Source organism: Microvirga makkahensis, from assembly GCF_009830105.1.
Classification (GTDB): domain Bacteria; phylum Pseudomonadota; class Alphaproteobacteria; order Rhizobiales; family Beijerinckiaceae; genus Microvirga; species Microvirga makkahensis.
Map to the genome: position 1 here is coordinate 1 of NZ_WURB01000002.1, position 12,485 is coordinate 12,485.

The 12,485-nt window shown below is 64.8% G+C and carries 13 protein-coding genes; 8 read left to right on the top strand and 5 right to left on the bottom strand.

Annotated features, from left to right (window positions below; genetic code table 11):
- Both GR328_RS27920 and GR328_RS02855 read left to right on the top strand, forming a co-directional pair.
- The coding region (locus GR328_RS27920) for a DNA translocase FtsK (protein ID WP_160883031.1) at positions 1-147 on the top strand (147 nt) is incomplete at its 5' end.
- A gap of 426 nt (positions 148-573) precedes the next feature.
- Positions 574-981: a DUF1236 domain-containing protein gene (locus tag GR328_RS02855; RefSeq protein ID WP_160883032.1), complete on the top strand. Its 408-nt coding sequence runs from the start codon at positions 574-576 to the stop codon at positions 979-981.
- A 360-nt stretch (positions 982-1,341) separates the two neighbouring features.
- On the opposite strand, the gene GR328_RS28155 is transcribed toward GR328_RS02855, so the two are convergent.
- The 4 genes from GR328_RS28155 to GR328_RS02875 form a co-directional block, all read right to left on the bottom strand.
- Positions 1,342-2,043: a LuxR C-terminal-related transcriptional regulator gene (locus GR328_RS28155; RefSeq protein ID WP_160883033.1), complete on the bottom strand. Its 702-nt coding sequence runs from the start codon at positions 2,041-2,043 to the stop codon at positions 1,342-1,344.
- Positions 2,044-2,138: 95 nt separating this feature from the next.
- Complete coding sequence (locus GR328_RS02865; protein WP_160883034.1) at positions 2,139-2,510, bottom strand: DUF1236 domain-containing protein; 372 nt, start codon at positions 2,508-2,510, stop codon at positions 2,139-2,141.
- 97 nt (positions 2,511-2,607) lie between these two features.
- The gene (locus GR328_RS02870; RefSeq protein ID WP_160883035.1) at positions 2,608-3,396 is read right to left on the bottom strand and encodes an anti-sigma factor family protein; all 789 of its coding nucleotides are present in this window, start codon (positions 3,394-3,396) and stop codon (positions 2,608-2,610) included.
- Positions 3,397-3,427: 31 nt separating this feature from the next.
- Positions 3,428-3,919: an RNA polymerase sigma factor gene (locus GR328_RS02875; protein WP_160883036.1), complete on the bottom strand. Its 492-nt coding sequence runs from the start codon at positions 3,917-3,919 to the stop codon at positions 3,428-3,430.
- A 298-nt stretch (positions 3,920-4,217) separates the two neighbouring features.
- Here GR328_RS02875 and GR328_RS02880 point away from each other — a divergent pair, with 298 nt between their 5' ends.
- Positions 4,218-6,320, top strand: coding sequence for a S8 family serine peptidase (locus GR328_RS02880; RefSeq protein WP_160883037.1), 2,103 nt, complete (start codon positions 4,218-4,220; stop codon positions 6,318-6,320).
- A gap of 195 nt (positions 6,321-6,515) precedes the next feature.
- Here the strand turns inward: GR328_RS02880 and GR328_RS02885 are convergent, their stop codons facing one another.
- The gene (locus tag GR328_RS02885) at positions 6,516-6,995 is read right to left on the bottom strand and encodes an Lrp/AsnC family transcriptional regulator (protein ID WP_205789704.1); all 480 of its coding nucleotides are present in this window, start codon (positions 6,993-6,995) and stop codon (positions 6,516-6,518) included.
- A gap of 174 nt (positions 6,996-7,169) precedes the next feature.
- On the opposite strand from GR328_RS02885, the gene GR328_RS02890 reads away from it, so the two are divergent.
- From GR328_RS02890 to lpdA, 5 genes are read left to right on the top strand one after another with little or no spacing between them, the layout of a single operon-like run.
- Positions 7,170-7,442 carry a hypothetical protein gene (locus tag GR328_RS02890; protein WP_160883039.1) on the top strand — a complete coding sequence of 91 codons (273 nt, stop codon included), beginning with the start codon at positions 7,170-7,172 and terminating at the stop codon, positions 7,440-7,442.
- Positions 7,443-7,466: 24 nt separating this feature from the next.
- Positions 7,467-8,699, top strand: coding sequence for a 3-methyl-2-oxobutanoate dehydrogenase (2-methylpropanoyl-transferring) subunit alpha (locus tag GR328_RS02895; protein ID WP_160883040.1), 1,233 nt, complete (start codon positions 7,467-7,469; stop codon positions 8,697-8,699).
- A 3-nt stretch (positions 8,700-8,702) separates the two neighbouring features.
- A complete protein-coding gene (locus GR328_RS02900) occupies positions 8,703-9,716 on the top strand; it encodes an alpha-ketoacid dehydrogenase subunit beta (RefSeq protein ID WP_160883041.1) in 1,014 nt (337 codons plus the stop codon).
- A gap of 1 nt (position 9,717) precedes the next feature.
- Complete coding sequence (locus tag GR328_RS02905; RefSeq protein WP_160883042.1) at positions 9,718-11,046, top strand: dihydrolipoamide acetyltransferase family protein; 1,329 nt, start codon at positions 9,718-9,720, stop codon at positions 11,044-11,046.
- Positions 11,047-11,050: 4 nt separating this feature from the next.
- Positions 11,051-12,448: a dihydrolipoyl dehydrogenase gene (lpdA, locus tag GR328_RS02910; RefSeq protein ID WP_160883043.1), complete on the top strand. Its 1,398-nt coding sequence runs from the start codon at positions 11,051-11,053 to the stop codon at positions 12,446-12,448.
- Positions 12,449-12,485 lie beyond the last annotated feature (37 nt).

Sequence of the window (12,485 nt, forward strand, 5' to 3'; positions counted from 1 at the left end):
GCGTCGACCTCCTACATCCAACGGCGCCTGCAGATCGGCTACAACCGCGCCGCCTCCCTGATGGAGCGCATGGAGCAGGAGGGCATCGTCGGACCCGCCAACCATGCCGGCAAGCGCGAGATCCTGCGCGGCCTGGGAGAGGATTAGAGCTGTTTCCGTCAGCGTGGAAACATCTCCCCTCTTTGGTTCACCGCATTCCGGAGCCCCGCTGAAGATCGCCCGAGAGGTCATCGCGCTCTCAATGATTTCGAGAGGAGACCCGCAGACGGGGTCTCCTCCCGCCACATCGGTCCCGGCGTCGCCCCGATCACCGGAGGCTCTTATCACTCCGCGGCCTCACCGGCTTGCAGATGGCTCTCCGCCATTCCGGCCTGTGAGGAAAAGTGCCTTCGCAGGTAACGGGCGGGACTGCCTTGAATGACACGGCATCCCCAGTGTTCAAGCCACGTTCATCTAAATGAATAGGCGCTTAACCTAAGACGTTTCTTCCCCGTTCTCTGAAACTACTGCTCATGCAGCACGTTTGACTTCGGACGGGCGGCACGCCCGAACGTTCATTTCAGGAGTGAAACCATGTCGAAGAAAATTCTTCTCGCGGGCGCCATTCTTGCCTCTCTCGCCCCTGCGGCCGCCTTGGCCCAGTCCGGCGGCGCGGCCGCCGGTGCAGCGACGGGCGCTGTCGGCGGAGCGATCGTGGGCGGCCCGGTTGGAGCGGCCGTGGGCGGCGTGACCGGCGCCATCGTCGGCGGCATCGCCGACCAGCAGCAGCCTGAATTCCGCCAGTATGTGACGACACAGAAGGTGCCTTCCTACACCTACAAGGAAGAGGTGCGCGTGGGTGCGGTTCTGCCCGAGTCCGGTGTGACCCTCTACGAGGTGCCGGCCCAGTACAAGGTGAAGGGCTACCGGTACACGGTCGTGAACGACACGCCGGTTCTCGTTGAGCCGAGCACACGCAAGATCGTGCAGGTCATCAACTGAGCGGCGGCTTCGGACTGCAAAGGAGGCGGCCGACAGGGCCGCCTCTTCTCCCATCGAGGGTCGGTGTGTGCCCTCATGCCAATCGAGCGGTTTCGATCCCGCTAAAGCGCTTTTCGGCCCTCGATGAAGGAGAATGAAGCCGTTGTCCTTGGCGGCCACGATCGCATCACGCGGGCACGCATAGACCTACGCATCCTTCGTCAGGAATGCCGGAACCGGTCTGTCCTCCGGAACGGCGCAGTACGGATCCGCCTTGCTCCTGTGCCGGAACAGATTGTCCGTGAGCGTCGTGCGCCTCGCGACTCTCGTGCTGTGAACCGTGAAGCAAGGCCCGCGAAGCCGGTGACCCCCTGATCCCGATCAGCGCTTATCGTGCACGGTTTCGGCCGGCATGTGACATGCTGCCCAGATCGCCGCCTGCGCCCGGTTGACGACCCCGATCTTCCTGAGAATTGCTTTCACGTGAACCTTCACGGTCGTCTCGGCCAAGTTGAGCTTGCGGGCGATGGTTTTATTCGGGGCGCCTTCTTTCAGCCAGGCCAGAACCTCGATTTCCCGGGCGGACAGGGACTTTTTCGGAGCAGGGCCGTCGAGCATCTCACCGAGAACCCCTTGCGGATGCTCGATGTCCCGAACACGATCTTCCATCAGTGTAAGGAGGTGCTCTGAGGGGACGACGATTTCCCCGAGAAGCACTAATTCGATGGAATGGACCAGAACATCGCGATCGCTGGTCGTGAGGCAAAATCCGTCGACGCCGGCATGCCGGGCCGACACGACGGCGCCGAGTTCGAATCGGTCCGCGAGAAGAACCACGCGCGCGGCCGAATTGCGGGCTTTCAGTTCGGCAGCAAACACGGGAATTGCAATCGGGCAGTACTTCTCATCCACGATGAAGAGTTCCGGCGCCGCATGATCGAGACCCGCCGGGGATGGAAGATCTCGAGTTGCAGAATCCGACAAGACAAAGCGCGGGCCACGGAAGATCTGCTCCATCCCCGTGCGAAACAGCGGGCTGGCGTAAATGTGAACCCTGATCGCGGGCGGTCCTTCCACGCTCACGGCAGGCTCTCGTTTCTGATAAGCATCATTCGGCGACATGGGCGTCTTTCAGTTCACAGGATGGGGATTGTTGCGTGCGTGATGCCACACGGGCCTCACCGGATGATGTAGACGATCTGGCGCGAGGCCGCGTCCACGATGAGCCGATGTCCTTGAACGATCGCATAGCGGTAGGATTCGTGCTGTGGAACCGGGTAAAGCTCGGCTCCTTCGGGGAGCACCTCGCCGACACCGAGCCGCGACATGTCCCGATCTTCCGGTGAAGGTTCCGACCAGGTCCGCGTGCTCTGGTCGGCAGACAAGTGCAACCGGATTTTTCGAACCGCTGCGACAGCACCGGTGAGGGTTCCGGCCTGTGCATAGGCCATGCGGGCGCTGGAGGTCTGCGGAGCCGTACCGGCTCCTTCAAAGGCCGCCACAGCGCCCAACAACGGCACGACAACGATCAGGACGAGTCGCATCCGCATCGTGGAACTCCTTCGGCTGTCTGAAAGCAGAACGGACGGCGTTCCGGATTATTCCGGCGGATCGGAAAAATTCCGCATCAGGAGCGTTCGCAGCTCTTCATCTCCGGCGCCGCGCTTCGTTCAGCGCCCGGGTTTCGGCATCGTCCACGAGCGGTTCACCGGCGCCCGAGTTCTGGAGGTAGCTTGCCATGAGATCCGATTCGCCGCTTGGGACATAGGCCGCGTCTGCCGCTGCCGATGCGAGCGCAAAGGTGATCGTCCAGTCCCCGTCGTGGCAGGCGACCGCGTCCGAGGTGGCGGAGCGCGCTTCGATCTTGAACTCTCGGCACAGGTTCCCGTTTGCCATGCGGAATGTGGAGATCATCCGCATTCGCCCGAAGGAAAGGCTCCGCTCCTGTCCCGACGGGCTCTCGCTCAGGACGCGGCGGACCTCCGGATCCGCGAGGTGCGCGATGGGGTCGGACGAGGGGGACGAAAGGCCTTGCCGCCCGGCAAGATAGGCGGCTGCCGCAATCGCCAATGCCGCGAGGCTCGCCGCCAGAGCGATCCCGAAGCGCCACCTGCCGTCGGGAGGTGCTCTCCGCAAGGCCTGGAGAGGGGATTGGGAAGGAGAGGGGAGGGGGGATGGCGGCCGCTGTCGGCTGGGTCCCTCGAACCGTTCGATCTGTGCCTGAACCGCAGCCAGCAGCTCAGGCGGAACGTCGGATGCGGCCTCCTTCGGGAACGCCGACCGGATCAGCCGTCGGCTGCGCAGGAACCCCGCGACCCTTCCGGCGATGGCCGGGTCTTCCGCGATGGCCTGCTCCACGGCGGCGGCAGTCGGCTCGTCGAGCTCTCCGTCCGCGAATGCCATGAGAACCTCATCGCTGAAATGTACGTGGGCCATCGGCATTTCCCCGCAATCGCTTCCCCAACCGTCAGGCCGCAGCCGTCATCTCAACGAGCCGCTTTCGGGCTCGTGCAAGGCGGCTCATCACCGTTCCGACCGGAACGCCGAGAATCTCGGCCGCCTCCCGATAGGCGAGCTCTTCGACGCAGACGAGGAGCAGCACCTCCCGCTGCTCACGCGGCATCCCGCCGATGATCTGCTGGACCTCCGCCAGCAGAAGCCTGTTCAGAATCGGTTCTTCGCCGGCATCGCCGACGATTTCCGTCCGGGTAGTTATATCATGGCTCATGCCCTCGGTCCTTGACCGCCTCAGGTGATCGATCCAGTTGTTGCGCATGATGCGGAAAACCCATGCGTCGAAGCGCGTCCCGGGCGTCCAACGATCCGCGTTGGCAAGCGCACGCTCGCAAGCGCTTTGCACGAGATCGTCTGCCTGGGATGACGAACGGCAAAGCACCAGGGCAAAGCGCCTCAGGCGCGGCAGAAGCGCCACGAGTTCCTGTCCGATGGCTGTTGGCATTGCTGCTCCGCACCGCCCTCCTGGTCACGAAAACGGATCCAAGCCCGATTTATTCCCAGATCATCCGCATAAACTGCGAATCGCCGCCTTTGATCAGACCTCCACCGGATACAAAGCCGGACTGCATCGTTATCGATCTGCCCTGGCACGACCTTACGACAAGTATATCGTTCTCTGCCGTCCGGGCGAGTGAACCATCCGACAGAGGCTGCAAACTTGGCCACAGAGTAACCCGACACTTCCGGTTCATGTGAATGCCTCAGCCGCGCATGCCGGAAAAGAGCCGTGAGGAGCCGTGATGGCGCGTTGGTGGCGATACCTGGCGATCCTGGCCGGAAGCATGGCCGTTGCAGCACCCGTTCAGGTGCACGTCGATTTCGGCTCACCGGCCGACCTCCAGCTTGCGCCATCCTCCGCCTCCGCCAAGGCCGGCGGCGGAGGCAATGGGAATGCTGGCGGCAACGGCAACTCCGGGAACGGGGGCGGGAACGGCAACGGCGACGGAGGCGCTAGCGGCAACGGAGGCGGCAACGGAGGCGGGAACGGCAACGGAAATGGCGGGAGCGGCAACGGAGGCGGGAACGGCAACGGAAATGGCGGGAGCGGCAACGGAGGCGGGAACAGCAACGGAAATGGCGGGAGCGGCACAGGCAATGCAGGAGGCAGTTCCGGCAATGGGAATTCCGGCGGCGGAAGTTCCGGTGCCAGCAATGGAGCCGGCGGCGCGAGTGGCGGTTCGGGTCCGTCTTCGGGCGGCGGTTCTGCCGGGCAGGGCGGCGGCGGAGGTCAGAATGCCGGCGGCCGTTCGGCAGGAAGCGCCTCCAGCAACGGCGCCAATGCCGCGCCGGGCAGGGCAGGACAAGCGCCCGGGCTGTCGGGCAGGGCGGCGTCGAAAGCCGGTGTCGTTCACGTTCGAGAGCGGACGCCCCGGAGCAAGTCGAAGGTGACGACAGCCCAGCCCGGAGCCGCCAAAGGCGCCAAGCCTGCGGTTCGCGGCAGGAGCGCGGCACCCGGCCAGAAGGGCAAGGCCCCTGCCGAGGCCCGCCGCAAATCGTCCAGCAAAGCCTCTGCGCCCCGCGGTGGCGGAGCGACAGTCTCCGGTGCGGCGGCCTCGGCGGCTCGGGGCAGGTCGGCTCCGGACAGGGGCCCCCGTGCGGCGCGAGCCGTTCAGTCGCCCTCTGAGGCCGCTGCCCTCCCGAAGGGCCCAGAGACCTCTCTGGAGCCGATTGGTTCGCCCTCGAAGCCGCGGCAGGCGGCCGGCTCGATCGTCGCGTCTGGCTTATCCGATCCGGATCTCGCCCGGCTAGCGGCATTGGGCCTGCAGGTCACGTCCCGAACGGGCGGAAGGATCGCTCCCCGTGTCGTTCGGCTGAGGCTACCCAAGGGCATGTCCGTCGTGGAAGCCCGACGCACCGTCCAGAGGCTCAACCGCAGGGCATCGGCCGATATGGATTCCTATTATTACACGGACGGAGAAACGTCCGAATGTGGTGATCCCGGCTGCAAAGCCTCGGTTATCGTCGGCTGGACCCCACCCGTCATCGATTCGTGCGGGGAACCGCCTCTGATCGGCCTCATCGATACCGGTATCGACCTCGATCACGAGGCGCTCAAAGGCCAATCGATCGAGCTGTTGAGCGTGTCCGGAGAGGCGGGGAGCACCTCTTCTCCCGACCACGGAACGGCCATCGCTGCGCTTCTCGTGGGGAAGCCCGGGAGCGTCGCCCCAGGATTGGTCCCGCAGGCGAAGCTCGTCGCCGTGGATGCCTTCTCCAGGAAAGACGGCATGGCGGACAGAGCGGATGTCGTCTCCCTTGTCGGCGCTCTCGAGACTCTTGCGGATCGCGGCGTGAGGATCGTCAATCTCAGCCTGTCAGGGCCGCCGAACGAGGTTCTCAGGATGGCGATCGAGGCCGCCCGCGCGCAGGGCATCGTTCTTGTCGCAGCCGTCGGGAACAATGGAGCCGGAGCGGAGCCCTCCTATCCGGCAGCCTATCCCGGCGTGGTGGCCGTGACCGCGGTGGATCGCCAGCTCAACATCTATCGACGTGCGAACCGTGGCTCGCATATTGCCTTTGCAGCCCCCGGCGTCGAGATCCGCACGGCTCGGGCCAAGGGAGGAACCGCGGCAAGGAGCGGCACCTCCTACGCCGTGCCCTTCGTGACAGCTGCCATGGCGATGATGCGGGCCACGGACCCTGAGACGAATGGCGAGGCGCTCCAGAAACGACTGCGAGACAGCGCTCAGGATCTAGGAGCTCCGGGGCGAGACACCACATTCGGGCATGGTCTCGTCAAGATGGCCGACCTGTGTCCAGCGCCCGAGACAATGCCCATTCCGATCGCCGGCGATGTCTCGTCCGTTGCCCCTCTCTCCCGCAAGGGCACTGAAGCGCCGTGATGCCACGCCCCTCCCTCACCAAGACGTTCGGCGGCATGCCCGTGCGATCGAACGGGAATGGCGAACCGGGTCGCTGGCGCATCGTACGGACCCGCAGGGCCGCGTCAGTGAAAAGTGGACTCGATTTTCCGCAAGGAGCGATGCGTTCTTCAAAGAGTGGAGCATCGGACCCGCTATTGGGTCCGATGCTCCGGGCTACCGGCCCGCGAGCAGCAGAGGATCGACGGAGGTGTCCCGTTTCAGCTCGCGGAGAGCGAATGTCGAGCGCGAATGGCGGATCCCCGGAATCCGGTAGAGGCTCTGGCGCAGAAATCGTTCGTAGTGCTCGGTATCGGCGACGGCCACCTTGACGAGGTAGTCGTAGTCTCCGGTCACGAGGTGCGCTTCGATCACTTCGGGAATTCTCGCCAAGGCCTCGCCGAACTGCTCCAGCATGTGCTCGTCGTGCTTGTCGAGCGTCACCTCCACGAAGACCACATTGGGCACCCCGATGACCTTGTGGTCGAGGACCGCCACATAGCCCTCGATAGCGCCGCTGGCCTCCAGGCGCCTGACACGCGTCCAGCAGGGCGACGGGGAGAGGCCCACCTTCTCGGCGAGTTCGGCCATTGTCAATCTGCCGTCGTCCCGGAGCGCCGAGAGGATCTTACGGTCCATCCGGTCGAGTGACGGCATGTTGCCGCCCATCCGCCTTTCAGAATTCCTGTTCCGTTCCATCCGCAAAACCATGCTTTTCATTCTGCAAACAGAGCATAGGCCAGCGACATCAGCAAGAATAACCCACCAGATCCGGATATGGTCTTCCCAGGTTGAACGAGCATTCGGGAGCGCAGGATGTCGGGAGAAGCGATGCGTGAGATCACCGTCGAGGCGGTGCTCGATGATGCCTTTGACGGGGCGGTCCGCCTTCTGGGCGATGCTCAGCGCTTCGGCTTCGAGCTCAAGAATCTGGAGCTCGCGGCCGGGGCGGAGGGCTTGGTTTCGGCCACCCTCATCCTCCGTGTTCCGATCTCCGTCGATGCGCGGCTCGTCGCGGCCCGCCTGGCGCGCCATCCCACGGTACGGCATGTCGATGCCGCCGCCAGCGCTCTTCTCGATCGCGAGCCGAGCATGGTAGCATGAATTCTTAAGGAATTGCGGAAGGTCATGTCTGAGCCCGAACCCCTTAGCCTTCATGTTCCCGAACCAGCCGTTCGCCCGGGCGGGAGTCCCGATTTCTCGAACGTGAAGATCCCGAGAGCGGGGGCAGTTCCCCGCCCGGAGGTGGACGTGGATCCCGAAGCGATCCGCGAACTCGCCTTTTCGATCATTCGCGTTCTCAACCGGAACGGCGAGGCGGTCGGCCCCTGGGCCGGCCTGCTCAGCGACGAGGAACTGATCGAGGGCATGCGGCACATGATGACGCTGCGCGCTTTCGACGCCCGCATGCTGATCGCCCAGCGCCAGGGCAAAACCTCCTTCTACATGCAGCATCTGGGCGAGGAAGCCATCAGCTGCGCCTTCCGCAGAGCGCTCTCGCCGGGCGACATGAACTTCCCGACCTACCGGCAGGCCGGACTGCTGATCGCAGGCGGCTATTCCATGGTCGACATGATGTGCCAGGTCTATTCGAACTCGCGCGATCCCCTCAAAGGCCGGCAGCTCCCAGTCATGTACGCGTCCAAGGAGCACGGCTTCTTCACGATCTCGGGCAATCTCGCGACGCAATACGTGCAGGCCGTCGGATGGGCGATGGCCTCGGCGATCAGCAAGGATACCAAGATCGCGGCAGCCTGGATCGGGGATGGCTCGACGGCGGAATCGGATTTTCACGCGGCCCTGGTCTTCGCCTCAACCTACAAGGCGCCGGTGGTTCTCAACATCGTTAACAACCAATGGGCGATCTCCACCTTTCAGGGCATCGCACGGGGAGGTTCGGGCACCTTCGCGGCTCGCGGTCTCGGCTTCGGCATTCCGTCCCTGCGGGTGGACGGCAATGATTATCTCGCCGTCTATGCGGTGGCGAAATGGGCTGTCGAGCGTGCCCGCCGCAATCTCGGCCCCACTCTGATCGAATACGTGACCTACCGGGTCGGTGCGCATTCGACCTCCGACGATCCGTCGGCCTACCGCCCGAAGGCGGAATCCGACGCCTGGCCCCTCGGCGATCCGGTCATACGCCTGAAGAACCACCTGATCGTGAAGGGGGTCTGGTCGGAGGAGCGCCACAAGCAGGCCGAGGCCGAGATCCTCGACACGGTGATCGCCGCCCAGAAGGAGGCGGAGAGCTACGGCACTCTTCATGCCGGCGGCAAGCCCTCCGCCCGGGACATGTTCGACGGCGTCTACGCCGAGATGCCGCCGCATCTGCGTCGCCAGCGTCAGCAGGCGGGGGTCTGAGCCATGGCGCGCATGACCATGATCGAGGCCATCCGCGATGCCATGGATGTGATGATGGCCCGTGACGAGAAGGTAGTCGTCTTCGGCGAGGATGTCGGCTATTTCGGCGGCGTCTTCCGCTGCACGGCAGGACTCCAGCAGAAATACGGCAGGACGCGCTGCTTCGATACGCCCATCAGCGAATCCGGCATCGTCGGAACCGCCATCGGAATGGCAACCTACGGCCTGCGGCCCTGTGTCGAGATCCAGTTCGCCGATTACATGTATCCGGCCTACGACCAGATCGTGTCCGAGGCTGCCCGCCTGCGATACCGCTCGAATGGCGAATTCACCTGTCCCCTCGTGATCCGCATGCCGACGGGCGGCGGCATCTTCGGCGGGCAGACCCACAGCCAGAGCCCCGAGGCGCTGTTCACGCACGTGGCGGGCCTGAAGACGGTGGTGCCGTCGAATCCTTACGACGCCAAGGGTCTCCTGATTGCCGCGATCGAGGACCCGGATCCCGTCATCTTCCTGGAGCCTAAGCGCCTCTATAACGGCCCCTTCGACGGCCATCACGATCGCCCCATCATCCCTTGGTCGAAGCACGAGCTGGGCGATGTCCCGAGCGGCCATTTCACGCTGCCGCTCGGAAAAGCCTCGGTCGTTCGCACGGGATCGGCCGTGACCGTGCTGGCCTACGGAACGATGGTCTATGTCGCGCAGGCGGCTGCAGCCGAGTCGGGCATCGACGCAGAGATCATCGATCTGCGCACGCTGATCCCCCTCGACCTGGAGACGATCGTCGCCTCGGTGAGGAAGACCGGCCGCTGCGTCGTCGTCCACGAGGCCACGCTCACCTCAGGGTACGGCGCCGAGCTCGCGGCCCTCGTCCAGGAATCCTGCTTCTTCCATCTGGAGGCTCCGATCACGAGAGTCACCGGATGGGACACGCCTTACCCGCATGCGCAGGAATGGGACTACTTCCCGGGCCCGGCCCGCGTCGGACGTGCTCTCGTCGAGGCTGTGGAGGCGTAATATGGCTGAGCACCTGATCAAGATGCCCGATGTGGGCGAAGGCATCGCCGAGGCCGAACTCGTCGAGTGGCACGTGAAGGTCGGCGACATCGTCCGCGAGGACACGGTGCTCGCAGCCGTCATGACCGACAAGGCGACGGTGGAGATTCCGTCTCCCGTCGACGGCGAGGTCGAATGGCTCGGCGCCGAGATCGGCGATGTGGTGGCCATCGGCTCGCCGCTGATCCGTCTGAAGGTGGCAGGCGACGGCAGCGTTTCCTCTGGAATCGACACGAAAGCGCAGGCGCCGGAACCGCCCGGGCGAGCCGGCCCGATCGAGGCGCAGGCGGACGGTGCCGTCAAGACCTCGGACGCGATCGTCGAGCAGCAGGCGAAGAGCGCTTCGCCGCCCTCGCCGGTCGAGGCGCCGCCGAGCGTCTCCATCAGGATGCACCGCCCGCCGGTTTCCCGCTCGGAAAGCGAGAAGCCCATCGCCTCGCCTGCCGTCCGGCTGAGGGCCCGGGAGGCCGGAATCGATCTGCGCCAGGTCCCGGGCACCGGCCCTGCCGGCCGGATCACTCACGAGGATCTGGACGCATTCCTCGCCCATGGTCCGCAGGTCGCGCGAGCACCAGGGCTTGTTCAGGATACCTCGGTGCAGCACGTCAAGGTCATCGGGCTGCGCCGCAGGATCGCCGAGAAGATGGCGCTTGCGAAATCGCGCATCCCGCACATCACCTATGTCGAGGAGATCGACGTGACGGCGCTCGAGGACCTGCGCGCCGCGCTCAACGCCAGCAGGCGGGCGGACCGGCCGAAGCTGACGCTTTTGCCGTTCCTGATGCGCGCCATGGTGAAGGCCATTGCCGAACAGCCGCACCTGAATGCGATCTATGACGACGAAGCCGGCGTTGTCCATCAGCATGGCGGGGTTCATATCGGCATCGCGACGCAGACCGAGGCAGGCCTCATGGTGCCGGTCGTCCGACACGCGGAGGCGCGCGACCTGTGGGGCTGCGCTGTGGAGCTGAATCGTGTTGCCGAAGCCGCCAAGGCCGGTCTTGCCGCGCGGGACGAACTGAGCGGCTCCACCATCACCATCACGTCCTTAGGCGCCATGGGCGGCATCGTCACGACACCAGTGATCAATCATCCAGAGGTCGCCATCGTCGGCGTCAACAAGATCATGGTGCGGCCAGTCTGGGACGGGTCGAACTTCATCCCCCGCAAGATGATGAACCTGTCGTCCAGCTTCGACCACCGCGTCATCGACGGCTGGGACGCGGCGGTGTTCGTGCAGCGCATCAAGACCCTGCTCGAAACACCTGCGATGATTTTCGTGGAGACCTGACCCGATGAAGGACATTTCCTGCAAGCTCCTCGTTATCGGGGCCGGGCCGGGCGGGTATGTCTGCGCCATCCGCGCAGGGCAGCTTGGCCTCGACACGGTCATCGTCGATGCGAAGAAAGCCGGCGGAACCTGCCTCAACGTCGGCTGCATCCCATCGAAGGCGCTCATCCACGCGGCGGAGGAATACGACAGGATCGCCCATCTCGCGTCCGGTCCGAATCCCTTCGGCATCACGGCAGCGAAGCCCGGAATCGATCTGTCTCAGACCGTCGCCTGGAAGGACACTATCGTCGGCCGTCTCAGCAACGGGGTCTCGCATCTGCTCAAGCGAGCCGGGGTCAAGATGGTCCAGGGGCAGGCGCGCTTCAAGGACGGCAAGACCGTCGAGGTGGAAACCGAAACGGGCCGCCAGATCATCCGCGCCGAGACGGTCGTGATCGCCACGGGATCGTCGACCGTCGAGCTTGTGGGCCTGCCCTTCGGCGGCATCGTCATCTCGTCCACGGAAGCCTTGTCCCTGACGGAGATTCCGGAACGGCTCGTCGTCGTCGGGGGCGGCTATATCGGCCTTGAGCTGGGCACGGCCTTCGCCAAGATGGGTGCGAAAGTCACCGTCGTGGAGGCGCAGGCCCGCATCCTGCCGCAATACGATGCGGAGCTGACCCGGCCGGTGTCCAGGAGGCTGCAGGCGCTCGGAATCGACGTCATGACACTTGCAAGGGCGAAAGGGCTGGCGAAAGCCGGCAGCACGCTGCTGGTCGAGACGGAGAGCGGAGCCGAGGTGCCACTCGCGGCCGACAGGATCCTCGTGACGGTCGGACGCAGACCTGTGACGCAGGGCTGGGGCATGGAGGAGCTCGTGCTCGACATGGACGGGCCCTTCATTCGTATCGACGAGACATGCCAGACCTCGATGCGCGGCATCTATGCCATCGGCGATGTGACGGGCGAGCCGATGCTGGCGCATCGCGCCATGGCACAGGGGGAGATGGTGGCCGAGATCGTCGCGGGACACAGGCGCGTCTGGGACAAGCGGGCCATTCCCGCAATCTGCTTCACCGATCCCGAGATCGTCGCGGTAGGCCTGACGCCGGAGGAGGCCAAGAAGTCCGGCGGCGATATCCGGATCGGCCATTTCCCTTTCTCGGCCAACGGCCGCGCCATGACGAAGTTCGGCGAGGAGGGCTTCGTGCGGATCGTCGCAAGGGCGGACAACCACCTGGTGCTCGGTATCCAGGCGGTCGGGCAGGGCGTGTCCGAACTCTCTACGGCCTTCGGCCTCGCCCTGGAGATGGGGGCGCGCCTGGAGGACATTGCCGGGACCATCCACGCGCATCCGACCCAGGGCGAAGCCTTCCAGGAGGCCGCTCTCGGCGCTCTCGGGCACACTCTTCACCTATAGGGCGATTGCCGAAGCCCCGGCCGAAGCCTGGGCAGGG